Annotated in this window: 19 protein-coding genes; 17 read left to right on the forward strand and 2 right to left on the reverse strand. The window is 68.7% G+C overall.

Annotated elements, in window-relative coordinates; genetic code table 11:
* The first annotated feature begins 78 nt into the window (after window positions 1-78).
* The 6 genes from ABJF88_15600 to ABJF88_15625 all read left to right on the forward strand — a co-directional run bounded on the left by ABJF88_15600 (window position 79) and on the right by ABJF88_15625 (window position 6,520).
* Window positions 79-1,062: a stage II sporulation protein M gene (locus ABJF88_15600; GenBank protein ID MEP0548361.1), complete on the forward strand. Its 984-nt coding sequence runs from the start codon at window positions 79-81 to the stop codon at window positions 1,060-1,062.
* Entirely contained in the window at window positions 1,055-2,029 is a 975-nt protein-coding gene (locus tag ABJF88_15605; GenBank protein MEP0548362.1) for a hypothetical protein, read from the forward strand. The genes ABJF88_15600 and ABJF88_15605 overlap by 8 nt, the downstream gene beginning before the upstream one ends.
* Complete coding sequence (locus ABJF88_15610; protein MEP0548363.1) at window positions 2,010-2,834, forward strand: DUF4129 domain-containing protein; 825 nt, start codon at window positions 2,010-2,012, stop codon at window positions 2,832-2,834. Before ABJF88_15605 ends, ABJF88_15610 begins: the two co-directional genes overlap by 20 nt.
* Window positions 2,831-4,012, forward strand: coding sequence for a DUF4350 domain-containing protein (locus ABJF88_15615; GenBank protein ID MEP0548364.1), 1,182 nt, complete (start codon window positions 2,831-2,833; stop codon window positions 4,010-4,012). Before ABJF88_15610 ends, ABJF88_15615 begins: the two co-directional genes overlap by 4 nt.
* Window positions 4,013-4,135: 123 nt before the next feature.
* Window positions 4,136-5,173 (forward strand): MoxR family ATPase, encoded by a 1,038-nt coding sequence (locus ABJF88_15620; protein ID MEP0548365.1) that lies wholly within the window; start codon window positions 4,136-4,138, stop codon window positions 5,171-5,173.
* A 15-nt stretch (window positions 5,174-5,188) separates the two neighbouring features.
* On the forward strand, window positions 5,189-6,520 hold the full coding sequence (locus ABJF88_15625; GenBank protein MEP0548366.1) for a DUF58 domain-containing protein: 1,332 nt from the start codon (window positions 5,189-5,191) through the stop codon (window positions 6,518-6,520).
* A gap of 164 nt (window positions 6,521-6,684) precedes the next feature.
* Here ABJF88_15625 and ABJF88_15630 read toward each other — a convergent pair whose 3' ends face one another.
* Together ABJF88_15630 and ABJF88_15635 are read right to left on the reverse strand one after the other, a co-directional pair.
* Window positions 6,685-7,296: a lysophospholipid acyltransferase family protein gene (locus ABJF88_15630; GenBank protein MEP0548367.1), complete on the reverse strand. Its 612-nt coding sequence runs from the start codon at window positions 7,294-7,296 to the stop codon at window positions 6,685-6,687.
* Entirely contained in the window at window positions 7,296-8,816 is a 1,521-nt protein-coding gene (locus tag ABJF88_15635) for an alpha/beta hydrolase-fold protein (GenBank protein ID MEP0548368.1), read from the reverse strand. Before ABJF88_15635 ends, ABJF88_15630 begins: the two co-directional genes overlap by 1 nt.
* Before the next feature lie 92 nt (window positions 8,817-8,908).
* Here ABJF88_15635 and ABJF88_15640 point away from each other — a divergent pair, with 92 nt between their 5' ends.
* From ABJF88_15640 to ABJF88_15690, 11 genes are all read left to right on the forward strand, one after another.
* Complete coding sequence (locus tag ABJF88_15640) at window positions 8,909-10,081, forward strand: HAD hydrolase-like protein (GenBank protein MEP0548369.1); 1,173 nt, start codon at window positions 8,909-8,911, stop codon at window positions 10,079-10,081.
* Window positions 10,082-10,342: 261 nt separating this feature from the next.
* Window positions 10,343-13,135, forward strand: coding sequence for a M4 family metallopeptidase (locus tag ABJF88_15645; GenBank protein ID MEP0548370.1), 2,793 nt, complete (start codon window positions 10,343-10,345; stop codon window positions 13,133-13,135).
* A 238-nt stretch (window positions 13,136-13,373) separates the two neighbouring features.
* The gene (locus ABJF88_15650) at window positions 13,374-14,984 is read left to right on the forward strand and encodes a Ppx/GppA phosphatase family protein (GenBank protein ID MEP0548371.1); all 1,611 of its coding nucleotides are present in this window, start codon (window positions 13,374-13,376) and stop codon (window positions 14,982-14,984) included.
* Between the two features lie 232 nt (window positions 14,985-15,216).
* Window positions 15,217-15,726, forward strand: coding sequence for an NADH-quinone oxidoreductase subunit J (locus tag ABJF88_15655; protein ID MEP0548372.1), 510 nt, complete (start codon window positions 15,217-15,219; stop codon window positions 15,724-15,726).
* Between the two features lie 76 nt (window positions 15,727-15,802).
* Window positions 15,803-16,108, forward strand: coding sequence for an NADH-quinone oxidoreductase subunit NuoK (gene nuoK / locus ABJF88_15660; protein MEP0548373.1), 306 nt, complete (start codon window positions 15,803-15,805; stop codon window positions 16,106-16,108).
* A 78-nt stretch (window positions 16,109-16,186) separates the two neighbouring features.
* Window positions 16,187-18,265, forward strand: a complete 2,079-nt coding sequence (locus tag ABJF88_15665; GenBank protein ID MEP0548374.1) for an NADH-quinone oxidoreductase subunit L — start codon at window positions 16,187-16,189, stop codon at window positions 18,263-18,265.
* A gap of 59 nt (window positions 18,266-18,324) precedes the next feature.
* Window positions 18,325-19,932 (forward strand): NADH-quinone oxidoreductase subunit M, encoded by a 1,608-nt coding sequence (locus tag ABJF88_15670; protein MEP0548375.1) that lies wholly within the window; start codon window positions 18,325-18,327, stop codon window positions 19,930-19,932.
* 69 nt (window positions 19,933-20,001) lie between these two features.
* Entirely contained in the window at window positions 20,002-21,600 is a 1,599-nt protein-coding gene (locus ABJF88_15675; protein ID MEP0548376.1) for a sodium:proton antiporter, read from the forward strand.
* A 12-nt stretch (window positions 21,601-21,612) separates the two neighbouring features.
* Window positions 21,613-21,903 (forward strand): 4a-hydroxytetrahydrobiopterin dehydratase, encoded by a 291-nt coding sequence (locus ABJF88_15680; protein MEP0548377.1) that lies wholly within the window; start codon window positions 21,613-21,615, stop codon window positions 21,901-21,903.
* 72 nt (window positions 21,904-21,975) lie between these two features.
* Window positions 21,976-23,463, forward strand: coding sequence for an NADH-quinone oxidoreductase subunit N (locus tag ABJF88_15685; GenBank protein MEP0548378.1), 1,488 nt, complete (start codon window positions 21,976-21,978; stop codon window positions 23,461-23,463).
* 86 nt (window positions 23,464-23,549) lie between these two features.
* Window positions 23,550-24,131 carry a hypothetical protein gene (locus ABJF88_15690; protein MEP0548379.1) on the forward strand — a complete coding sequence of 194 codons (582 nt, stop codon included), beginning with the start codon at window positions 23,550-23,552 and terminating at the stop codon, window positions 24,129-24,131.
* Window positions 24,132-24,338: the final 207 nt, after the last annotated feature.

Raw genomic sequence — 24,338 nt, forward strand, 5'->3', positions numbered from 1 at the left:
GGTGGAGGGAGGCCGGCTTGCCCCGTTACGCCGGGCGGGCGTATCGTCCGGCTCCGCAAAAATACTCGCTCGCCCGTTATGCGTGAGGCCGTCTTTACCCGTCGCAGCGCCGATCGGTGGAAGCAGTTCGAGCAGGCGCTCGGCGCCCGCTCCGCCGACCCCGACGCGCTCGCGGACCTCTACGTCCACGTCACGGACGACCTCGCGTACGCCCGCACGTTCTACCCGAACTCCGCGACGACGGACTACCTGAACGGGCTCGCGGCCCGCGCGCACCACCGGATCTACCGCAGCCGGCGCGAGGACCGAGGCCGCCTCGTCCGGTTCTGGACGGACGAACTCCCCCGCCTCGTCTACGCCGAGCGCCGCGCGCTGCGAGCCGCCGCCGTCGTCTTCCTCCTCGCCTTCGCGATCGGGACGCTCTCCGCCGCCAACGACCCCTCGTTCGTCCGGCTCATCATGGGCGATGCCTACGTCAACATGACGCTCGACAACATCGAGCGGGGGGACCCGATGGCGGTCTACAAGCAGATGAACGAGGTCGACATGTTCCTCGGCATCACGCTGAACAACGTCTACGTCTCGTTCCTCGCTTTCGTGTTCGGGGTGTTCACCTCGTTCGGGACGGCGTATCTGCTACTCAAGAACGGCGTGATGCTCGGGGCCTTCCAGCTCTTCTTCCACCAGCACGGCCTCCTCGCCGAGTCGGTCCTGACGATCTGGATCCACGGCACGCTCGAGATATCGGCCATCATCCTCGCGGGCGGCGCGGGGTTCGTCGTGGGGAACAGCCTGCTCTTCCCGGGGACGTACCCCCGGCTGACGGCCTTCCGACGCGGGGCGAAGAACGGGTTGAAGCTCGTCGTCGGTCTCGTGCCCGTCTTCGTGGCGGCGGGCTTCCTCGAAGGCTTCGTGACCCGTCACACGGAGATGCCCCTCGGGCTCAGCCTCGTCATCATCCTCGGCTCGCTCGCAGCGGTGGTGGGGTACTTCGTCGTCTATCCAATCCGCCTCCACCGCCGGGACGCGGCGGAGGCCCAACGCGCGCTCGCCCATGGTTGACCCGTACGCGTCCGACCCCATCGACTTCCTCCGCCCTCGCGATGCCGGCGACGTGCTGAGCGACTCGCTGACGTTCATCCGCGACCACTTCGTGGAGATCGGGCGGAGCTTGTTGTACATCGCGGGGCCGCCGTTCCTGCTGTCGCTGCTCGTCAGCTTCTTCTACCAAGACGAGGCCGTTGCGATGAACCCCCTGCTGAACCCCGGCTCCATCTTCGACCCGGAAGCGGCCGATGTGTCTCTCGGCTTCACCTACCTCCTTCTAGGCCTGCTCTCGACGGTTACGGCCCTTCTCGCTACCGGGGTCGGGTTCGCGTATACCCGGCTCTACGTGGAGGGCGACGGGACGCAGCCCATTGAGGTAGCCGAGGTCTGGCAGAAGACGAAGGGCATGCTCGCTCCCCTCTTCCTCTACCCGATCGGCCTGTATCTGCTGCTCGTGGTGAGCATGGTAATCCTGCTCGTGCCGATCGCGGGGTGGATCGCTTGGCCCATCGGCTTCGTCTACGTCCTCCCCATCATGTGGATGGCGATCCCGACGCGCCTCGCGGGGGAGCGCGGGCTGTTCGCTTCGCTCCGCCGCGCGCGGCACCTGCTGGACGGGTACTGGTGGCAGACGCTGTGGCTGATCATCCTGGTCGTGGTGCTCTGCGTCGTCATCACTGTGGCCCTGTCGATCCCCTCAATAGCGCTCGGCGCTGCGCTGGGTGCGCTGGGAGGAGGAGAGGTCGACCTCCTGTCACGCGTGGTCCTCACGCTCAGCGGACTGGTGGGATCGCTGGTCTACGTCCTCTACGTGTTCTACGGCGTCTCGGCGATGATGCACTACTACAACCTCGTGACGAAGCAGGAGGGCGCGCCGGTGCCGGACCTGGAGGGCCGGATCGACGCCATCGGGCGCGACGACGATGCAGGCTGGGACGATGCCGGTTGGGACGAGGGGAGGGATGCCGATCGGCTACGGTAGCGTGCACATTCGGACGGCCCTGCGCGGGACAACACTGTGCGGGGCGATACCGCGCGGGGCGATCCTGCGCGGGGCGGTGCTGCGCGGGGCGGTGCTGCTGGTCGTGCTGGCGGGCATCCATCCAGCCGTCGCGCAACCGGTCGGTGCCCAACCGTCGCTGCGGATCGACTCGTCGGCAGTGGAGGCGCGGCCCGTTCCGACGGAGGCGCTCGACCGCTTCCGCGCGGACCCCGACTTCGCGTACGAACGGACGCCGCCGTCACCGTCCGTCTGGGGCCTCGTCTGGCGGTGGATCGAGCGGCACATCATCGCGCCGTTCTACGCGGCGACGTCGGAGAGCGCGCGCAGCGTGCTGTTCTACGGCCTCCTCGCGGTCGTGCTGCTCTTCGCGCTGTACCGGCTGTTCGGCGCGGATCGGCAGGGCGTCTTCGGCCGGAAAGGGCAGGCGGCGACACTCGACGGCGTGCTGGCCGAGCGGGGCATCGAGGCCGTCGACCTCGCCGCGCTCACGGACGCAGCAGCGCGCGAGGGCCGCTTCCGCGAGGCGATGCGGCTGCTGTACCTGCGCACACTCCAACTGCTCAGTGAGCACGGCCGCATCCGCTGGACGCTCGACAAGACGAACCGCGACTACGCCGCCGAGCTGCGCGGCACCGACCTCGAAGGGCCGTTCGCGGCGGCGACCCGGCTGTTCGAGCGGGCGTGGTACGGGAGCCTGCCCGTGGACGCGGGCGGATTCGAGGACGCCCGCTCGCACTTCCTTCGCTTCCACGACGCGCTCGGTCCGACGGAGGCCCGCCGATGAAACAGCGCCTCCCGCTCGTCCTGCTCGGCGCGACGTTCGCGTTGCTGCTCCTCGTCGAGTGGTTCGCCCCGCGCCCGCTCGACTGGCGCCCATCGTTCGAGGACGATGCGACGCAGCCGTACGGCGCGCGCGTGCTCTACGAGCTGCTGCCCGACCTGCTCGGCGGCGCGGAGGTCGAGCGGATGGAGCGCCCGCCGTACCTCCACCTCGGCGACAGCACGAGCACGGCGACGACGTACTTCTTCCTCACCGACGCCTTCGCCCCCGACGACGGCGAGGCGCTCCGGCTCTATCGCTACGCCGAGCGCGGCAACACGGTGTTCATCGCGGCGGCGACCTTTGACGGCCCGCTCGCGGACACGCTCGGCGTCGAGACGGGGGAGCGGCTGCGCGCGGTAGGCCGGATGCCGCGCGACACGACCCTCACGCTCACGAATCCCCAGCTTGATCGGCCTGGAGGGTTCTACCTCAACGAACAATTGGTTTCGGGGTATTTCGTCTCGGTCGATACGTCCCGTACCGTGGAACTAGGTGGAGCCGCAACGACCATGACGAACTACGTCCGCGTGGACGTGGGCGACGGCGCGTTTTACCTCTCGGCCGTGCCGCTCGCGTTCACGAACTACGGCCTGCTCGGCGGCGACGGGGCGGCGTACGCGGCGGCAGCGCTCGCGTATCTCCCCACGCAACCGACGTTCTGGGACGCCTACGCGAAGCCGCAACGCACGGCCGGCTCGACGCCGCTGCGCTTCGTGCTGGCGCACCCCGCGCTGCGATGGGCGTACTTCGTCGCGCTCTTCGGCGTCGTCCTCTTGGTCCTCTTCCGCGGGCGGCGGTGGCAGCGGGCGGTGCCCGTCGTCGCGCCGCCGCCGAACCGGGCGCGCGGGTTTGTCGAGACGGTCGGGCGGCTGTACCATCAGCACGGGGACGACCGCGACCTCGTCGAGAAGAAGGCGCGCTACTTCCTCGACCGCCTCCGTGGCGTGCTCAACGAGACGGCGCTCGACTTCTCCGACGCCTCGCGTGACCGCGTCGCCCGCAAGGCCGGCGTCGCCCGCGCCGACGTGGACGGGCTCTTCGACCTCTTCCTCCGCCTCCGCTCGGCCTCCCGCATCGCCGCCGCCGACCTCCTCGACCTCGACCGCCGCACCGACGCGTTCTTCCGCCGCCTGACGTGACACCCCATCCGTAGACACCCCATCCGCAGACCCACATGTCTGCCCTCGTGACGCCCGCCCCGACGAGGGCGACCACATGGGGTCGCCCCTACGACGGCCTTTCCAAACGGACTCTGATCGCATATGCACGACACGCCCGACCCCGCCGACCTCCACGATTCTCCCGCCGCCGCCCCGCCCGCTGCCGCCCCGCCAACTGCTGAGCCGCGCGCCGACGTGGCCCGCGTCGAAGCCGCCGTCGAGCACGTCCGCGCCGAGCTTCGGAAGCTCGTCGTGGGGCAGGACGAACTCGTCGACCTCCTCATCGCCACCGTGCTCGCGGGCGGGCACGTGCTGATCGAGGGCGTGCCCGGCATCGCCAAGACGCTCTCGGCGAAGCTGCTCGCGCAGACGATGGAGGCCGCGTTCTCGCGCATCCAGTTCACCCCGGACCTCATGCCCTCCGACGTGCTCGGCACAACCGTCTTCAACCCGAAGACGACGGAGTTCTCGTTCCACCCCGGCCCGATCTTCGCCAACCTCGTCCTCATCGACGAGATCAACCGGGCGCCGGCCAAGACGCAGGCCGCGCTCTTCGAGGTGATGGAGGAGCGGCAGGTGACGATCGAGGGCGAGGCGCACCCGATGGCCCCGCCGTTCCACGTGCTCGCCACGCAGAACCCGCTCGAACACGAGGGCACGTACCGCCTGCCCGAAGCCCAGCTCGACCGGTTCCTGTTCAAGATCGAGGTCGGCTACCCGTCGCTCGACGAGGAGGTGCGGATCCTCGACGGGTTCCAGCGCCACGGCGGCCGGCTCGACCTCGCGCTCGTAGAGCCGGTGTGGACGGCGGACGAGGTCGCGGCGGCGCAGGCCGAGGTCCGCAGCGTCCACGTCGAGCCGGGACTGCTGCGCTACGTCGCCGAGATCGTGGCGGCGACGCGGGGGCACCGGGCGCTCATGCTCGGCGCGTCGCCGCGCGCGTCGCTCGCCATGCTGACCGGGGCAAAGGCCTTCGCGGCGATGCGCGGGCGCGACTTCGTGACGCCGGAGGACGTCCGCGACGTGACGGCGCCGGTGCTCCGCCACCGAATCCTGCTCACGCCGGAGCGCGAGATGGAAGGGCTGCGGCCCGACGCCGTGATCCGCCGCATCGTCGAAGGCGTCGAGGTGCCGCGCTAGCCGCGCGCCAATCGCATGGTCCGCTTCCTCCGTAGCCTCTACCTCAGCACGCGGCTGTTCTGGCTGCTCGGCGGGCTCGTGCTCGGGTTCGTCGTGGGCTTCTTCGTGCCGTGGGTGACGGCGCTCGCGAAGGGGGGCGTGCTCGCCCTCGCGGCGGCATCGCTCGTAGACGCGTGGATGCTGTGGCGGAGCGGCGGCATCCGCGCCCGCCGCGAGGCCCCGGACCGCTTCTCAAACGGCGACGAGAACCCCGTCGACCTCGTCCTCGCGAATGACTACGGCTTCCCCGTCCGGCTCGACGTGATCGACGAGGTGCCGGTGCAGTTCCAGGTCCGCGACGAGCGGTTTGGCCTCGCGCTCGGCGCGGGAGAGGAGCGGCGGTTCCGCTACACGCTCCGCCCGACGGAGCGCGGCGAATACCACTTCGGCGCCGTGCTCGCGTATGCGGCCGGACCCATCGGCCTGCTCCTACGCCGGTTCCGGGCCGAAGCCGACCAGCAGGTTCAGGTGTACCCGTCGTTCATTCAGATGCGTCGCTACGCCTTCCTCGCCACCAGCAACCGGCTCGAAGAGGTCGGCGTCAAGCGCGTCCGGCGGCTCGGGCGCACGATGGAGTTCGACCAGATCCGCGAGTACGTCGCCGGCGACGACCCCCGCACGATCAACTGGCAGGCGACGGCGCGGCGCGGCGGGCTCCACGTGAACCAGTACCAGGACGAGCGCTCGCAGCCGGTCTACGCCGTGATCGACATGGGACGGACGATGGAGGCGCCGTTCGAGGGCATGACGCTGCTCGACTACGCCATCAACGCGTCGCTCGTCCTGCTCAACACGGCGCTCCTGAAGAACGACCGTGCCGGGCTCGTCACGTTCGGGTCGAGCGTCGAGACGGTCGTGCGGGCGGAGCGGAGGCCGGCGCACATCTACCGCATCCTCGAAGCGCTCTACAACCAGGAGACCACGTTCCGCGAGCCGAACTTCGAAGCGCTCTACGCGACGACGCGGCAGCACGTCCACGGGCGGGGCCTGCTCCTCCTGTTCACGAATTTCGAGACGCGGGCCGGGCTCGAACGGCAACTCCCGTACCTCCGGGCGCTCGCCCGCTCCCACCTCGTCGTGGTCGTGTTCTTCGAGAACACCGGGCTCCACGAGCTGCGCACCGCGCCGGCGAAGACGACCGAGGACCTCTACGTCAAAACCGTCGCCGAGAAGCTCGATTGGGAGAAGCGCGAGATCGTCCGCGAGCTCAACCGCCACGGGGTGCAAGCGCTCCTCACGACGCCCGACGCGCTGACGGTGGACACGATCAACCGCTACCTCGAAGTCAAAGCGCGCGGGCTGCTTTAGACCGACTAACAAAACCTCAATCCGTCATTGCGAGCGACTGAAAGGAGCGCGGCAACCCCGCAGGGCTCGGCGCAGCCCATCTCCTCCGGTTTGCTGGGGTCGAGAGATTGCCGCGTCGCTGCGCTCCTCGCAATGACAAGGTGGAGGGGTTTTGGTAGGGACCCTTAGCCTGCGCCTTCCGGCTTCAGCGGCGTCGCGGCGGCGTAGAACGTCCGCATCGGCGCGAGGTCGGCGTCGAGGTCGCCGGTGGGGACGACGGGCGGGGCGGCGACGATCCGGCGACGGCCGTAGTCGAACGTGACGGGGACGATGGGGATGCCCGCGCCGCGCGCGATGTGGTAGAACCCCGTCCGCCACGTCGTCACCCGTTGGCGCGTGCCCTCCGGCGCGAGGCCGAGCACGAAGGCGTCGTGCGTCTGGAATTTCTCGACGACCTGCTGCACGACGCCGCCCGCCACGTCCCGCCGCACCGGCGTCCCGCCGAGCCACCGCATCAGCCAGCCCAGCGGCGGGGCGAAGAGGGTGTGCTTGCCGAGGAAGTACGCCTCCAGCCCGAGCGCCCGCCGCGCAAGCACGCCGACGATGAAGTCCCAGTTCGACGTGTGCGGGGCCACGGCGACGATGAACTTCGGCGCGTCGGGGAAGGCGCCATCGAACCCCCACCCCGCTGCGCGCAGCACGGCGCGGCTGAGCTGCCGCGTGACGGCGTTCCGCTTGCGCGGCACGCGCGGGCCGAGGTCGGGCAGGGGGACGAGATCGGCTGCGGGCGGCGCCATCAGTTCACGAGCGTGACGAGGCGCGACGCCGTGCGCTCGCCGTCGGAAAGCCGGCAGACATAGACGCCGGCCGCGCCGATCCGCTCGGCGTCGACGGCGACGGTGTGGGGACCGGCCGGCAGCGCCGCACCGCCGGCGAGGTCGGCGACGAGCCGGCCGCCGAGGTCGTAGCAGCGGAGAGCGACGGGCGACGGGGCGTCGAGGGCGAACTGAAACGTGACGCTGTCGCGGGCGGGGTTGGGGTAGGGCGTGAGGCGGAGATCGGGCACCGCGCCGTTGCTGTCCTCGGCGTCGGTGGCCGTGGCGGGGAGGAGGGCGGCGAGCATCTCGTCGAGGAGCGCGCGCCAGTTCCCCCACGAGTGACCCTCGGGCACCTCGCGGTAGACGAGCGCGTGGTCGTTCGACTCGAATACGGTCCGCATCTGCCGGGCGCCGTCCTCGGTGTCGTTGATCGTGCCCGTCGACATGTACACGTCGAACAGTCCGTCCTCCGCCTCAGCCACGAGGGTATAAATCGACGGTCCCTCCCATCCGAGCGCGCCCTGCTCGCTCACCCAGAACGCGGGCGACTGGATCGCGAGCTTGCCGAACGTGTCGGGGTGGAGCAGGCCGAGGTAGGCCGAGAACAGCCCGCCGAGCGAGGTCCCGAGGATCACGCGGCCGTCTCGGTCGGTGCGCGTCCGGTACGCCGCGTCGACGGCAGGCACGAGCTCGTCGGCGACGAATGCGGCGAAGTCGGGGTTCTGGACGTACTGCTCCTGCCGGCGATTCTGCCCGTTCACGCGTGGGTCGATGAACACGGCGATCGCGGGCTCGGCGCGGCCCTCCGCGATCAGGTTGTCGAGGACGATGCGGAACGCGCCGAGCCGGTCGTCGGCGTACTCGTGCCCGTCGGTGACGTAGACGACGGGGAGGTTCGAGAGGTCGTCGTAGCCGGGGGGCGTGTAGACGCGGTAGCGGACGGTGTAGCCGAGCGCGGCGCTGGCGAGCGAGAGATTCGGGGTGAACGCGCCGGCCGGCACCTGGGGGTCGCGGACGGTCTCGGCGGGGAAGACCCACGCGGGCATCCGCAACTCGGAGTTCGGGCCGAACCCGCTCCACTGCTGGTGCGGGTTCGCCGGGTCGAGGATCCACGTGCCGCTGCGGACGAGCTTGTAGTCGAGCCGGGCGGCCCCGGGGAAGCGGTAGACCCGCATCCACACGTCGCTCAGCCCGACGCGGCCGAGGGGCCCCGCGCTCGGGTTCCAGCCGTTGAGGTCGCCCGCGACGGCGAGCGAGGAGGCCGATCCGCGGTAGAGGAACGCGGCCGAGTCGCCGAGCGCGAACGGGACCTGCTCCGCCGCGATGAGGTCGGCCCACAGCGCGTCGAGGGCGGCGTCGCGTTCGTCCGCGTCCCCGATGCCGCCGATCGTGGCGAGGCTGTCGGTGAACTGCGCGAAGGTGGCGAAGGGGAGCGGGCTCTGCGCCTGCGCCGGGGCGGCGATCAGGGCGAGCAGGAGGAGGGCGGAGCGGATCAACACGGGAAGCTGGACCGTTTGCGGGGAGCGTGGGAGACGATGCCGAAAGATACTCCCATGCGCTCCCTTCTCCCGTCCCCTCGTCTCCCCGCCCGATGCTCACCGCGCTCCTCCTCGACCTCGACGGCACGCTCCTCGACACCAACCGCTTCCACGTCACCGCCTTCGTCGAGGCGTTCGCGGCCCACGGCTACGGCGTCGCCCGCGACCGGATCGACCGGGCCGTGGGGATGGGCGGCGACAAGCTCATCGCCGACGTACTCGGCGAGGCTGCGGAGCGCGAGCACGGCGACGCCATCCGCGCAACCTACGGCGAGAGCTTCGAGCGGCTCGCCACCGAGCACGCCTTCGCCCTCTTTTCCGGCGCGCTCGACCTCATCGCCACCGCGAAAGACCGCGGGCTGAAAGTGGCGATCGCCACGTCGTCCGGCGAGGACGACCTCGAAACCATCTTCGAGAGCGCGGGCGTCGATCTCCGCGAACGTGTGGACGTGGTGACGACGAAGAGCGACGTGGACGAGTCCAAGCCGGCGGCGGACGTGGTCGAGGCCGTGCTCGCCAAACTCGGCGTCGCTGCCACCGAAGCAGCGCTCGTCGGCGACACGCGCTACGACTTCGAGGCCTGCACCCGCGTCGGCGTCGCCGGCATCGGCGTCGCAACGTGGGTCTTCGACGCCGACGCCCTGCGCCGGGCCGGCGCTCGCGTGGTCTACGCCGATGCCGCCGACCTCCTCGCCCATCTCGACGACGCGCTCGCCGCCGTCTCGCCCGGCCCCGATGTGCTGACGCAGGGCCGACTCGACACGCTGATGGGCGAGGCGCTCTCCGAGGCCACGCGCGGCTTCGCGGCAGGCGAGGTGCCGATCGGAGCGGTCGTGGCGCGGTGGGACGGCACGGTCGTCGCTCGCGGGCACAACGAGGCACGCGAGACGGGGACGAACCTCGCCCACGCCGAACTCCTCGCGCTCCAACACGCCGCCGTCGAAGGCGGCGGGCGGGCGGAGGATCTCGTGCTCGTCACCACCCTCGAGCCGTGCGCGATGTGCCTCGGCGCGGCGGTCGAGGCCGGGATCGACACGGTCGTGTTCGCGCTCGGCGCGCCGCCGAACGGAGCGACGGGCAAGCTGCAGACGATGCCCGAACGGCGGATGCCGCGCATCGTCGGCGGAGTGAAGGCGGGGGAGAGTCGGGCCCTTTTGGAGCGGTGGCTCGCCTCGCAGCCGGAGGGCGAAGGCGGGTTCGTGCGCGACCTGCTGAGCCAAGGTTGAGAGAGCCGCGTCGCGCATTGTCGGGGCGCAAGCAATTATCGTGCTTCGGGTAACGAAGAGGGGAATGGCGGGGCGATCCGTCCGTGAGGTGATTTTTTTGATCGTGAACATTGTGTGGAGGGGCATGTGTGCGTACCCTGGTCCCGGTCGCGCACGGTCGCCGTATCTGTGGTGTTCATTCGAGTTGCGAACACACGTAGCGGAATCGATCGGGGTGCGGCTCTTCTCGTTCCTGCTCCTCTCAGCCACGGAGACCTCTCCATGCCTCGGACCGCTACCCCACCACGCTTCTTCCCCGCGCTCCTGTGCGGGCTCCTGCTAGCGACCACCTTCGCCCCTGCCCACGCCCAAGACAAGCGTCCCGCCCTCGACGCCGCCTTCGCCGGAGCCCTCACCGAAGTGACGTGGAGCGCGGAGCGCGACGTGCCGCTCTTCCTCTCGGGCGACCTCCGCGCTGCCGACGGTAAGCGCGGCGTCGACGCCGCCACGGCCTTCCTTGCCGAGCGCGCCCCGCTCTTCGGCCTCGCGGATGCCGAGGCGTTCCGCCCGACCCGTACTGAGGTCGGCGACCTCGGCGACACGCACGTCCGCGTGCAGCAGACCGTCGACGGCGTGCCCGTCTTCGGGGCCGAGTCGATCGTCCACCTCGACCGGAGCGGGGCCGTCTACGCCTTCAACGGCGACGTCTACCCCGAGGCCGCGCGCGTCGCCACGCGGCCGGGGCTCTCCGCCGCCGCCGCGATCTCCGCCGCGCAGGCCAACCTCGCCCCCGGCACGGTCTACCGCGCCACGAACGTCTCGCGCGCCGCCGACGCCTTCGCCGCCGCCGAGCAGCCCGACTGGGCGCCCACGGCCGAACTCGTCGTCTACCCGCTCGGCAAAGCCTTCGTGCTTGCGTACCACGTCCGCCTCTTCGTCGACGCGCCCGCGCCCGCCAACTGGGAAGTGTTCGTCGACGCCGCCACGGGCGAGATCGTCGACCGCTACAACTCGATCCACACGACGGACGCGCACGCCGAGTCGGCGAGCCCTGTGTCGGTGATGATGCAGGACGGCATCGGCAGCGGGTCCAGCCTCTTCGGCGGCACGCTCGCGATCCCGACGTTCCTCTCCGGCGGGAACTACTACCTCTACAACACCACGCGCGGGCCGAGCTACATCCGCACGATGACCGCCAACAACGGGACGAGCCTCCCCGGCTCCTACGTCACCGACCCCGACAACAACTTCACGTCGCAGGTGCAGAAGGCCGCCGTCGACGCGCACTACGGCGCGATCACGACGTTCGACTACTTCAAGAACACCCACAACCGCAGCTCCTACAACAACAACAACGCGACGATTACGAGCACGGTCCACTACTCGAACAACTACAACAACGCGTTCTGGAACGGCTCGCAGATGGTCTACGGCGACGGCGACGGCAGCCAGTTCATCGCCCTCGTCTCGCTCGACATCGCGGCGCACGAGCTGACGCACGCCGTCACGAGCGCCTCGGCCGGGCTGATCTACCAGAACGAGTCCGGCGCGCTCAACGAGGCCGTCTCCGACATCTTCGCGGCGATGGTGGACCGCGACGACTGGAAGGTCGGCGAGGACAGCTACACGCCGGGTGTCTCGGGCGACGCGCTCCGCTACCTCAACAACCCGCCGCTCGGCAACCAGCCCGACCGCTACGCCGACCGCTACACCGGCTCCGGGGACAACGGCGGCGTCCACATCAACTCCGGGATTCCGAACAAGGTGGCCTACCTCATGGCCGACGGCGGCACGCACTACGGTCAGGCCGTCGCCGCGATCGGCCGCGCCAAGACCGAGGCGATCTGGTACCGCGCCCTCACGGTCTACTTCACGCAGTCGACGAACTTCGCCGCCGCGCGGACCGGCGTGCTCCAGGCCACGGCCGACCTCTACGGCACGAGCGGGACGGAGTATTCGACGGTGCAGAACGCGTGGGCGTCCGTCGGCATCGGGAGCCCGGCCGGTGGGGGGAACCCGCCGCCCTCGAACGACACGTACGAGCCCAACGACTCGTTCGCCACCGCCCACGGCCCGCTCACGTCCGGCACGGCGATCTCTTCGTTCATCGCCTCGTCCTCCGACGACGACTACTACACGTTCACGTCCACGGCGACAGGCACGATCAACGTCACGCTCGGCGGGTTCTCCGGCGACTACGACGTATTCCTCTACAACAGCGCCCAAGCCGAACTCGGCCGCGGCTACACGACGAACAACCCCGAGACGATCTCCGTCACGAACGCCGCCGCCGGGACCTACTACGTCCGCGTCGACGGCTACAACGGCGCCTCGTCCACGACCGACGACTACCAGCTCACCGTCACCTTCCCGACGGGCGGGGGCGGCGGCACGCCGCAGTGGTACTACGAGGACCTCGTCTACGAGTCGCCGCACAACTACCCCAACAACTACAACAACTCGAAGACCTACACGAAGGCCGGCGCGCAGCGCGTGGCGATGTACTTCTCGCAGTTCAACACGGAAGCGAACTACGACTTCGTCTACATCAAGGACGCGGGCGGCACGACGCGGGCGACCTACCACGGCAGCAAGTCCGCGTTCTGGGCGATCGTGGACGGCGCGAGCATCACGGCCAATCTCGTCAGCGACTACAGCGTGACGCGCTACGGCTACAAGGTGACGCGTGTGGCCTACTTCAGCCCGAACCCGCTCTTCGCGGGTGGGGAAGAGGGCACGCCGATGGCGTTCGCGCCGGACGCAGCCGAGAGCGTGCCGGTCGAGGTCGGTGCGAAGTCGCTCACCGGCCCGGTGGAGTTCGGCCTCGGGCAGAACCGGCCGAACCCGCTCACCTCATCGGCGACGATTAGCTACGGGCTCGACGCGACGAGCGCCGTCCGGCTCGTGGTCTACGACGTGCTCGGCCGCGAGGTGGCCGTGCTCGCCGACGACGTGCGCGAGGCGGGGTCGTACGAGGTGCGCTTCGACGCGACGGACCTCCCGGCGGGGACGTACTTCTACCGCCTGACGGCGGGGGACCACGTCGAGACGAAGCAGATGACGATCGTGCGCTAGCACAGCACGTTCGCTGAGGGGTAGCGAGGGGGCGTTCCGATATCGGGGCGCCCCCTCTTTCGTTGGCGGACCCCCTGTCCGTCTCGTGGTCGGTCTGCTCCCGACTTCGACGAGCTGTCCCCCTTCAAGGGGGACAGCCCCGTGAGCGTTGAGCGCGTCAGTGTGATGCGAACGGGGCGGGGGGTCCCGCCGCGGCGTAGCTTGCGGTCCTCGGCCAGCCCTTCTGCCTCAGCGCTCCATGCCTGTCCCGCTCTACCCGACGACGGACGCCACCCTCGACCCCGCCCCCGGCGTCGAGACCAGCGCCGTACCCGGCGCGATCCGGCTCTGCGTCATCGACATCGGCTCGAACTCGTTCCACGCCGTCGTCTTCGACGCCTTCCCCGACGGCACGTTCGCGATCGTCGCCACGCTCAAGGAGATGGTGCAGCTCGGCGAGGGCGGGTTCACGACGCACCAGTTGACCGAGGCGGCGCAGGCGCGCGGGCTCGCCGCCCTCGCCAGCATCCGCGAGATGGCCGACGGCTACGGCGTGTCCGACTACGTCGCCTGCGCCACGAGCGCGGTGCGCGAGGCCGAGAACGGCGGCGAGTTCATCGAGCGGGCGCGCGAGGAGACCGGGATCTACATCCGCACGATCTCGGGCGAGATCGAGGCCGAGCTGATCTACAAAGCCGTCCGCCACGCCGTCGACCTCGCCGAGCCGTCGCTCCTCGTCGACATCGGCGGCGGCTCGACGGAGTTCATCGTGGCCGACCGCGACGGGATGCACTTCGCCACGAGCCTCAAGCTTGGCGCGGCGCGGATGACGGAGCAGTTCGTCACGACCGATCCCGTGGAGGCGCCGGAGTTCCAGGCGCTCCGGGCGCACATCCGCCGCGAGCTCGGGCCGGTCTTCCGCGTGGCGCACGAGCGCGGCGTCCGCCGCGTCATCGGCAGCTCGGGCACGCTGCAGAACCTCGCCACGCTCGCGTCGTCGTCGTTCGGCGAGGCCGGGCAGATCTTCGACTACGTCTTCGACGCCGTCAACATCCGGCGCGCGACGAAGCTCGTCATGCGCTCCGACCGCGCAGAGCGGCTGGGGATGCCTGGCCTGCTGGAGAAGCGCGTGGACCAGATCGTCGCCGGGGCCACGCTCATCGACGTCGTGCTGAAGGACCTCGGGATCAAGCGGTTCGAGGTCAGCCCCGACGCGCTCCGCGAGGGGATCGTGGTCGACTTCGTCGAGCGGAACTACAAGTGGATCAAGCGGCTCGCGCCGTTCCGCAGCGTGCGGCGGCGGAGCGTCTACGACCTCGCGATCCGGCTCCGGTGGGACGAGGCCCACGCCCGCCACGTCACCCGCCTCGCCCTCCGCCTCTTCGACGCGACCGAGCCGCTCCACAGCCGGGGCGAGCACGCGCGCGAGCTGCTCGAATACGCCGCGATCCTCCGCGACGTGGGCTACGCCGTCAGCCGCCGGAGCCACCACAAGCACTCACTCTACGTCATCAAAAACGCTGACCTCAAGGGGTTCACGCCCGACGAGATCGCCGTCATCGCGAATGTTGCCCGCTACCACCGCGCTGGCCTCCCGAGCGAGCGCCACGCCGACTACGCCCGGCTCGACGGCGAGCAGCGGCGCCTCGTCGACGAACTCGCCGCGATCCTCCGCCTCGCGAACGGCCTCGACCGCAGCCACTTCCAGAACGTCATCCACTTCGACGCCCACTGCGAGGACGACCGGCTCCGCCTCGTCGTGCAGACGAAAGCCGACCCGCAGCTCGACGTGTGGGCGGCGGGCCGGGGCGCGGGGCTGTTCCGCCGCACGTTTGGTCTGCCTGTCCGCGTCGAGGTAGAAGGGGCGTAGGGGGAGGCGCGCCGTCGCAGCCCGCGCGGCGGTATCTTGTGCGATGCCGCTACGGGCTATGGCGGGCCTTTCTTGCATTCTTCCGCTCTTCGCGTGGGAGGCCGGTTGATGCTCTGGCGTCCTTTCTCTAACTTCCGTCGATCTGCGCGGGAGCCCTCACCCCCTCGTCGTCTCGTCCCCCGCGCCGCCCGTTTTCGTGCGCTTCGCTCGCGCCCGCCCGACCCCTCACCCGATGATCGGACCCCTCCTGTTTTTCCTGTTTGCCGTCCTCGCGATTGTCGGCGCGCTCGGCATGCTGATCGCGCGCAACCCGGTGTCGAGCGCGCTGTGGATGGTGATGAACCTGTTCTCGATCGCGTGCCTCTACCTCACGCTGCACGCGCAGTTCATCGCCATCATCCAGATCCTCGTCTACGCCGGGGCGATCATGGTGCTGTTCCTCTTCGTGATCATGCTCCTCAACCTCGGCGAAGTCCCGCGCCTGCCGGCCTTCGACTGGCGGAAGGGCGTGGCCTTCCTCCTCGGCGTCGCCGTTCTCGCGCAGATCCTCTACGTCGTCGCCCTCGGCCTCGACGTGGTGCCGACGACGACGACGCCTTTCGAGGCGAGCGTGAACGGCTCGGCCGAGGCCGTCGGCCTCGTGCTCTTCACCGACTACGCCTTCACGATCCAGATCATCGGCGTGCTCCTGCTCGCGGCCACGATCGGCGCCGTCCTCCTCGCCAAGAAGCGATTCGTTTGAGTCGAGCGTCGGGGGTCGGGCGTCCATTGCTCCTGAGCCTCGACCCCCGACTCCCGACCCCTGACTCCCGACGCTCGTGGAACTCACCCTCAACTGGTACCTCTCGCTCTCGGCCGTGCTGTTCGTGATCGGCGTGCTCGGGGTGCTCCTCCGGCGCAACGCGATCGTGATCTTCCTCTCGATCGAGCTCATGCTCAACGCGGTGAACCTCACGCTCGTCGCCTTCGCCCAGAGCTTCGCGGACGTGGACGGGCTGATCCTGGTGTTCTTCGTGATGAGCGTGGCCGCGGCCGAGGCCGCCGTCGGGCTCGCCATCGTGATCGCGCTCTTCCGCAACAAGACGACCGTGAACGTCAACGAGATCAACCTCTTTCGCGGCTAGCGCCGCGAGTCATTTGTCCGTAGTCATTTGTCCGTTGCTATACCGCGGACCACGGACAACGGACTACTGACCAACAGCATGGAAACTTCCGTACGGCTCATCCTCCTCCTGCCGCTCTTCGGCGCGGCCCTCATCGGGCTGATGGGGCTCTTCGCCCCGGCCTTCCGGAAGCAGGAGAAGCTCATCGGGATCATCGGGACGGCGGCCGTGGCGATCCCGTTCGTGCTCACCGTCATGCTGTTCCTCGGGCAGCACGGCGGGTTCGAGGTCGTCCGGACGTACACGTGGATGGTGGCGGGCGACCTCTCGCTCGCGTTCGACTACCGGATCGACGCGCTCTCGCTCCTGATGACGCTGATCGTGACGGGCATCGGCGCGCTGATCCACCTGTACTCGATCGGGTACATGCACGGCGATGACGGGTTCTGGCGCTTCTTCGCGTACCTGAACCTGTTCATCTTCGCGATGCTCAACCTCGTGCTCGCGGAGAACCTCGTCGTCCTCTTCCTCGGGTGGGAGGGCGTCGGGCTGTGCTCGTACCTCCTCATCGGGTTCTGGTACACCGACCTCAAGAACTCGGCGGCGGCGAACAAGGCGTTCATCGTCAACCGCATCGGCGACTTCGCCTTCCTCCTCGGGATGTTCGTGCTCTACAAGGCGATGGTAGGCGCGGGCGTGACGCCGTTCGGGCTCGACTTCACGACGATCTTCGAGAACATGGACGTGCTGACGGCGGGGACGGCCTCCGTCATCGTCCTCCTCATGTTCATCGGGGCAACGGGCAAGAGCGCGCAGATCCCGCTCTTCGTGTGGCTCCCCGACGCCATGGCCGGCCCGACGCCGGTGTCGGCGCTGATCCACGCGGCGACGATGGTGACGAGCGGGCTCTACCTCCTGGCCCGCCTCAGCCCGGTCGTGCTCGAAGCGCCCGGCGTGATGATCCTCATCGCTTTCGTCGGCGCGATCACGGCGATCATGGCGGCGACGATCGCGATCACGCAGAACGACATCAAGAAGGTCCTCGCGTACTCGACCGTCTCGCAGCTCGGCTACATGTTCGTCGCGGCGGGCGTCGGCGCGTTCTTCGTCGCGATCTTCCACGTGATGACGCACGCCTTCTTCAAGGCCTGTCTCTTCCTCGGCTCCGGCTCGGTGATCCACGCGATGCACCACGTCGAGCACGAACTCGAGCACAAGGGCGTGATCCCGAAGCACCACGGCGACCACGACACCCCGCTCGACTCGGAGAAGCACCAGGACCCGCTCCGCAACAACCCGCTGCCGTACGACGGGCCGTTCGACGCGCAGGACATGCGGACGATGGGCGGCCTCCGCAAGCACATGCCGATCACGGCGATCACCTTCCTCATCTCTACCGCCGCCATTGCTGGTTTCCCTTTTCTCTCTGGGTTCTTCTCGAAGGACGAGATCCTGTTCAAGGCGTTCGAACTGGGCTACGACGGCGCGTTCTGGGCGTACATCGTATGGGGCATCGGGATCGTGACGGCGCTCCTGACGGCCGTGTACATGACGCGGGCGTACGTGCTTACGTTCGAGGGCCGCGAGCGCTGGCCCGACGCCGTGGACACGAAGCCGCACGAGAGCCCATGGACGATGACGGTCCCGCTCGTCGTACTCGCTTTCTTCGCCGCGATCGCTGGGTTCTTTGGGCTGCCGGCCGTGCTCGGCGAGAGCTGGATCCACCACTACCTCGGCGCGGCGTACGGCGGGCCGGTGGCCGAAGCGGAGACCGTGCACCACGTCTCGCACGCCATCGAGTGGGGGCTGCTCGGGCTCGGTGGCCTGATAGCCATCGTCGGCATGGGCTTCGCGTGGCTGAACTATAAAACGAGCGGGGTGCAGACGGACAACACGGTCCGCCGCAAGCTCGGCGCGGTCTACACCCTCCTCGCGAACAAGTACTACGTCGACGAGGCCTACGACGCGACCATCGTCCGCCCGATCACCGAGGGCTCGCGCCGCGGCCTCGCCCCGTTCGATGCGAAGGTCGTGGACGGCGCGGTGAACGGCACCGCGAGCCTCGTCCGCCGCCTCAGCGGGTGGGGACGTGGGATGCAGACCGGCGTCGTGCAGAACTACGCCCTCGCCCTCGTGCTCGGCGTCGTCGTCGTCGTCGCCCTCATGATCTTCGTTTAGACGCAGCGCCATTTTTGTAGTACGGGCGCAGCGTGCTGCGCCCCTACCCACCGCCCAACATGGACCTTCTCGCTGGCCTCTCGCACCTCGTCTCGTGGGTGATCTTCCTGCCCGCGCTCGGCGCGCTCGTCACCCTTCTCATGCCGAGCGACGGGGCCGTGCGCTGGGCCGCGCTCGGCACGACGCTCGTGACGTTCGTCGTCTCGCTCGGGCTGTGGTTCGGGTTCGACCCGGCGGTCTCGACGGGAGAGGGGCCGCAGCTCGTCGAGCAGACGTTGAACTGGTTCCCCGGTGTCGATATCACCTACTTCGTCGGCGTGGACGGGCTGAACCTGCTGCTGTTGCTCCTGACGACACTGCTCGGGCCGATCATCGTGCTCTCGTCGTGGACCTACATCGGCAAGCACGTCAAGGGGTACTTCGCGCTCCTGCTGATCCTCGAGACCGGCGTGCTCGGCGTGTTCGCCTCGTTCGACCTCTTCCTGTTCTACATCTTCTTCGAGCTGACGCTGATCCCGATGTACTTCATCATCGGCATCTGGGGTGGCGAGAACCGGGTCTACGCCGCCGTCAAGTTCGTGCTCTACACGCTCTTCGGCTCGCTCCTCATGCTCGTCGGCCTCCTGTGGATCGGGTTCGCGGCGGGCGACGCCGTCAACGGCGGCGTGTTCACGACGAACTGGTACAAGCTGCTCGCCTTCGGCGTCCCGCTCGGGTCGCAGACGTGGCTCTTCGTGCTCTTCGCGCTGGCGTTCTTCATCAAGGTCCCGCTCTTCCCGTTCCACACGTGGCTCCCCGACGCCCACGTGCAGGCGCCGACGGGCGGCTCCGTGGTCCTCGCCGGCGTGCTCCTGAAGATGGGGACGTACGGGCTCGTCCGCTTCTGCCTCCCGTTCTTCCCCAACGCCGCGCAGCAGTTCGCCGTGCCAATCGCGATCCTCGCCCTCATTGGGATCATCTACGGCGCGCTCGTGGCGTACGCGCAGGAGGACGCGAAAAAGCTCGTGGCGTACTCGTCGGTGGCCCACCTCGGCTTCGTCGTCCTCGGCATCTTCGCGTTTACGCCGGAGGCGTTGCAGGGCGCGATGATCCAGATGGTCAACCACGGGATCTCGACGGGCGCGCTCTTCCTCCTCATCGGGATGCTCTACGAGCGGCGCCACACGCGGCTGATGGCCGACTACGGCGGGATCGCGAAGTCCGTCCCGATCCTGACCTTCTTCATGGTGTTCAGCGTGCTCGCCTCCGTCGGGCTGCCGGGGCTGAACGGGTTCGTCGGCGAGTTCCTGATCCTGCTCGGGACGTTCAAGAGCACGGTCCTCGGCGCGTGGTGGATCACGACGATCGCGACGAGCGGGGTGATCTTCGCCGCCGTCTATCTCCTGACGATGCTCTACAAGACGTTCTACGGCCCGCTCGCCGCCGACTCGCCGAACGCGACGATGCCGGACCTCAACCTCCGCGAGATCGGCCTCCTCGTCCCGCTCGTGGTGCTGATGTTCTGGCTCGGCTTCGGCCCGGCGCCGTTCCTCGCCAAGAGCGAGCCCGCCGTGCAGGCCCTGCTCGAAGTCATCGAGACGAAGCGGATCGCCGCACTCGACGCGGCCGGCGTGCCGGTCGAAGAGCTCACGCTGCCGGCCCCAGCTGTTCCGACCTCGGCACCGTAGCGCCGCACGGTCGTCCCGTACAGGCGCGACCTGTCGCGTCTCTACCTCCTCACCCAACTCGCCCGCCCGATGCCTCCCGCCGCCACCCTGCTTCGCATCTTCCTCCTGACGGTGCTCGTCGGCGTCGTGGGGAACCCCGCGCTGGCGCAGGACGCTCCCGCTACGACCGAGCAGCACGGCGAGGCGCCGCTGACGGCCGACACCGAGCCGGACGATGTCACGGTCGCTGAAGGGGAGGGCGTCCACGGGGAGGACGAGAGTCACGGCCCCGCACCGCCGCTGTTCTTGGTGATTCCGTTCGTCGTGCTCCTGCTGATGATCGCGACGGGGCCGCTGTTCTACCCGCACCACTGGCACCACCACTACCCGAAGTACGCCGTCGCGCTCGGCACCATCGTCGCGGTCTACTACCTCGTCGTGCTCCACACGGGCACGCCGATCATGCACGCCGCTCAGGAATACCTCTCGTTCATCGCGCTCCTGGCGAGCCTCTTCGTCGCGAGCGGGTGCATCCTCATCAAGACCGACTACGCCGGGAGCCCGCGCGTTAACGCCGCGCTCCTGTTCATCGGGTCGGTGATCTCGAACTTCATCGGGACGACGGGCGCGTCGATGCTGCTGATCCGGCCCTACATGCGGCTCAACGCCGGGCGGATCAAGCCGTACCACATCGTCTTTTTCATCTTCTGCGTCTCGAACGTCGGCGGCGCGCTCACGCCGATCGGTGACCCGCCGCTCTTCCTCGGCTTCCTCCGCGGCGTGCCGTTCTTCTGGACGCTCGTCCACGTCTGGTACATCTGGCTCCCGACGCTCCTCATCCTGATCGCTGTGTTCTGGGTGTTCGACGCGCGGAACAAGCTGGAGAGCAACCGCGAGCGGATGGAGGAATCGGGCATCGACGTCGACCCCGGTGAGGGCGAAGGCGCGGTCATGCCCGTCCCCGCCGACCACACGAAGAGCCACATCACGATCACGGGGAAGGCCGGCTTCGGCTGGCTCGCCGTCATCATCGCGAGCGTGTTCATCGACCCGAACATCTTCGCGTTCGTGCCCGACCTCCACGAGCTGATCCACGTGCCCTTCGGCATCCGCGAGATCATCATGTTCGCGGTCTGCTTCCTCGCTTACAAGACGGCGAAGCCCGAGGTGCTCAAGGGCAACGACTTCAACTTCGAGCCGATCCGCGAGGTGGGCTGGCTCTTCGTCGGCATCTTCCTCACGATGCAGCCGGCGCTCACGCTCATCGGGCAGTTCGCCGCGCAGAACGCCGACACGCTCGGGGTCAACACGTTCTACTTCGGGACCGGCCTGCTCTCGGGCGTGCTCGACAACGCGCCGACCTACGTGTCCTTCCTCTCCGCCGCGATGGGCAAGTTCGGCCTCGACGTGAACATCCCCGCCGAGGTGCTCGACTTCGCGGCGCACCCCGGCGCGGCGACGGGCTTCTACCTCCAGGCGATCTCGGTGGCGGCCGTGTTCTTCGGCGCGCTGACCTACATCGGCAACGGCCCGAACTTCATGGTCAAGGCGATCGCGCAGTCGAGCGGCGTCGAGACGCCGAGCTTCGGCGGCTACATGTTCCGCTACTCGCTCCCGATCCTCCTCCCGATCTACGCCCTCGTCTGGCTCGTCTTCTTCAGCGGCTGGATCATCCCGATCGCAGGCTAACCTCTCCACCCGATGGCCGCCCCGCTCTCCGACGACCAGATCCGCTCCGCCCTCGGCGACTTGCCGGGCTGGACGCACGCCGACGACGCGCTCGCGAAGACGTTCACGCTCGGCGACTTCCGCGCGGCGATCGCGTTCATCGTCCGCATCGGGTTTGAGGCGGAAGAGCGGGACCATCACCCGAACCTCTCGAACGTCTACAACCGCGTCGAGATCGCCCTCACCACGCACGATGCCGGCAACCGGGTCACGCAGAAGGATGTGGACCTCGCGCGGGCGATTGAGAGCCTGGTTAGTGGATAGTTGTTGGTGGTTTGTTGCATGATGCAACGGCAAGCCACTATCCACTGACTACTAACCACTAACCACCCCCCGATGTACGCCTCCCTCTTCAGCGACCTCGCCGCCGCGTTCCCGACCGTGCTCGTCGCGCTCCTCGGGATCGTGATCGTGCTCTACGATTCGTTCCGCAACGACGCGCCGGAGATCCCGTGGATCACGGGGGCGGGGATCGCCGTCGCGCTCGGGATCGAGCTGTTCCGGATGGGCACGCCCGGCATCCCGATCTTCGCCGACCAGCTCTTCGCCGGCGGCTACGCGTCGTACGTCAACGCCGTGATCCTCCTCGGCGCGCTCGGCAGCGTGATCCTCTCGGTCCCGTACCTCCAGCGGATCGGGCACAACTACGGCGAGGTCCACGCGCTCATCCTCTTCGCCACGACGGGGATGATGGTGCTCGCCGCGTCGGCCAGCCTCGTCTCGATCTTCGTCGGGCTGGAGACGATGTCGATCTGCCTCTACGTGCTCACCGGGCTCGTCCGCTCGGGCACGCGCGCCAACGAGAGCGCGCTGAAGTACTTCCTCCTCGGCGCGTTCTCGACGGGGTTCTTCCTCTACGGCATCGCGCTGATCTACGGCGCGACGGGGACGATGGTGCTGGCTGAGATGCCGGCGGCGATCCTCGTGACCGGCCGCACGGGCTTCCTCTTCGCCGGCCTCGCGCTCCTCCTGATCGGGTTCTTCTTCAAGGTGTCCGCCGTCCCGTTCCACATGTGGACGCCCGACGTGTACCAGGGTGCGCCGACAACGATCACCGGGTTCATGTCGACGACGTCGAAGGCGGCGGCGTTCTCCGCGCTCATCCTCGTGCTGTCGGTCGGGATGGCAGAGGCGAGCCTCGCGGTGCGGTGGAGCCTCGTGATCGCGGCCGTGGCGGCGGTGACGATGGTGCTCGGGAATGTGCTCGCCCTCAGCCAGACGAACGTGAAGCGGATGCTGGCCTACTCGTCGATCGCGCACGCGGGCTACGTCCTGACCGGCATCGCGGCGGGCAGCGTCGAGGGATACAGCGGGGCGCTCTACTACCTCCTCGCCTACACCCTCATGAACCTCGGCGCCTTCGGCGTGATGGCCGCGCTCGAGTGGGACGCCGAGCAGGGGGCCGAGCAGACGCTCGATTCCCTCGCCGGTGCGGGCTACCGCAAGCCGATCCTCGGCGTGACGATGGGCGTGTTCATGTTCGCCCTCACCGGCTTCCCGCCGCTCGCCGGGTTCATCGGGAAGTACAAGGTGTTCGCCGCCGCCGTCGAGGCCGACATGACGTGGCTGGCGCTCGTCGGCGTGATCGCGAGCATCGTGTCGGCGTTCTACTACCTCCGCGTGCTCGTGGCGTTCTGGATGAAGTCGCCCGAGGAGGGGCCGGTGAACGTGCAGGAAGCGTCGTTCCCCGTCTCGGCGCTGACGGCCGTCGTCCTCGTCGCATGCGCCGTAGGCCTGCTGTTCTTCGGCGTCCTCCCCGGCGGCGTGCTGGAGACGACACGGATGTTCTTCGTCGACGTAGCCGCCTTCGCCGCGCGGGGGTGAGCGGTTACGGTATGGAGGTAGGGGGGTGTGGACGTATGGAAGTCCCTCTCGCCCACACTCTCACACGTCCACCCTCCCATACCTAAATGGAAGCGCTCCTCCGCGAATACCTCCCGCAGGCCCCACAGCACGGGCTCTACCGCGCGCCGTCGATCCCGGCCGACAAGCTCCAGGCGGCGCTCCGGGACTACGCGCCGGAGATCGCGCCCGGCGCGGTGCTCGCCCTCTACGACGCGACCCGCCTCGGCTCGGCCAAAGACGGCGCCGTCTTTCTCGCCGACCGTCTCGTCTACCAGAACAACGACCTCACGCCGGCGCAGACGATCCGCTACGAGGACATCGTCCGCGTCGATGAGAAGCGGCTGTTCCTCGGCGGGCGGAAGGTGGAGCTCGACGTGAACCAGGGCCGCGCCACGACGACGCACGCCCTCGACTTCTCCGCGCGGTCCGACGCTGCCGAGTACGTCGCCCGCTTCCTCCACGAGGCCATGCTCGCCTCGGCCCGCGCCGACGATGGGCGCCGCTGCGCCGCGTCGAGCGCTCTGGCGTCCGCCGCCACGGGCACGGACGTCACCGCCGTCGAACGCGCCCTCGCCGACCTCCGCGCCGCCGGCAAACTGGCTGACGCGGACTACCGCCGGTTGCTCGACGTGCTGCGCGAGGGATAGGCGTTGCGGTGGCCCGACGGTCGGGGGCAGACACGCAGGTCTGCCCCTACGACGATTCGGCAAGCGTAGGGGCGAACCCACGTGTTCGCCCTTCGGCGATGAGGCGCGGCGCGCCGCGGCGGGATTCGCGGTGCCGTTCGGGGGGCGGCGATGGAAACGCTCGGCCCGCATCCCCGTTGAACATCGACACCTCCGAGACTACTCACC

It is taken from the genome of Rhodothermales bacterium (assembly GCA_039944855.1).
Lineage (GTDB): Bacteria > Bacteroidota > Rhodothermia > Rhodothermales > JANQRZ01 > JBBSMX01.

Bases quoted from the DNA above. Each gene is read 5' to 3' on its own strand.
- ABJF88_15675 (MEP0548376.1), top strand. From the start codon at position 20,002: ATGCCTCCCGCCGCCACCCTGCTTCGCATCTTCCTCCTGACGGTGCTC.
- ABJF88_15625 (MEP0548366.1), top strand. From the start codon at position 5,189: ATGGTCCGCTTCCTCCGTAGCCTCTACCTCAGCACGCGGCTGTTCTGG.
- ABJF88_15640 (MEP0548369.1), top strand. From the start codon at position 8,909: ATGCTCACCGCGCTCCTCCTCGACCTCGACGGCACGCTCCTCGACACC.
- ABJF88_15630 (MEP0548367.1), bottom strand. From the start codon at position 7,296: ATGGCGCCGCCCGCAGCCGATCTCGTCCCCCTGCCCGACCTCGGCCCG.
- ABJF88_15610 (MEP0548363.1), top strand. From the start codon at position 2,010: ATGCCGATCGGCTACGGTAGCGTGCACATTCGGACGGCCCTGCGCGGG.
- ABJF88_15685 (MEP0548378.1), top strand. From the start codon at position 21,976: ATGTACGCCTCCCTCTTCAGCGACCTCGCCGCCGCGTTCCCGACCGTG.
- ABJF88_15600 (MEP0548361.1), top strand. From the start codon at position 79: ATGCGTGAGGCCGTCTTTACCCGTCGCAGCGCCGATCGGTGGAAGCAG.
- ABJF88_15615 (MEP0548364.1), top strand. From the start codon at position 2,831: ATGAAACAGCGCCTCCCGCTCGTCCTGCTCGGCGCGACGTTCGCGTTG.
- ABJF88_15665 (MEP0548374.1), top strand. From the start codon at position 16,187: ATGGAAACTTCCGTACGGCTCATCCTCCTCCTGCCGCTCTTCGGCGCG.
- ABJF88_15645 (MEP0548370.1), top strand. From the start codon at position 10,343: ATGCCTCGGACCGCTACCCCACCACGCTTCTTCCCCGCGCTCCTGTGC.
- ABJF88_15650 (MEP0548371.1), top strand. From the start codon at position 13,374: ATGCCTGTCCCGCTCTACCCGACGACGGACGCCACCCTCGACCCCGCC.
- ABJF88_15655 (MEP0548372.1), top strand. From the start codon at position 15,217: ATGATCGGACCCCTCCTGTTTTTCCTGTTTGCCGTCCTCGCGATTGTC.
- ABJF88_15605 (MEP0548362.1), top strand. From the start codon at position 1,055: ATGGTTGACCCGTACGCGTCCGACCCCATCGACTTCCTCCGCCCTCGC.
- ABJF88_15680 (MEP0548377.1), top strand. From the start codon at position 21,613: ATGGCCGCCCCGCTCTCCGACGACCAGATCCGCTCCGCCCTCGGCGAC.
- ABJF88_15670 (MEP0548375.1), top strand. From the start codon at position 18,325: ATGGACCTTCTCGCTGGCCTCTCGCACCTCGTCTCGTGGGTGATCTTC.
- ABJF88_15620 (MEP0548365.1), top strand. From the start codon at position 4,136: ATGCACGACACGCCCGACCCCGCCGACCTCCACGATTCTCCCGCCGCC.
- ABJF88_15690 (MEP0548379.1), top strand. From the start codon at position 23,550: ATGGAAGCGCTCCTCCGCGAATACCTCCCGCAGGCCCCACAGCACGGG.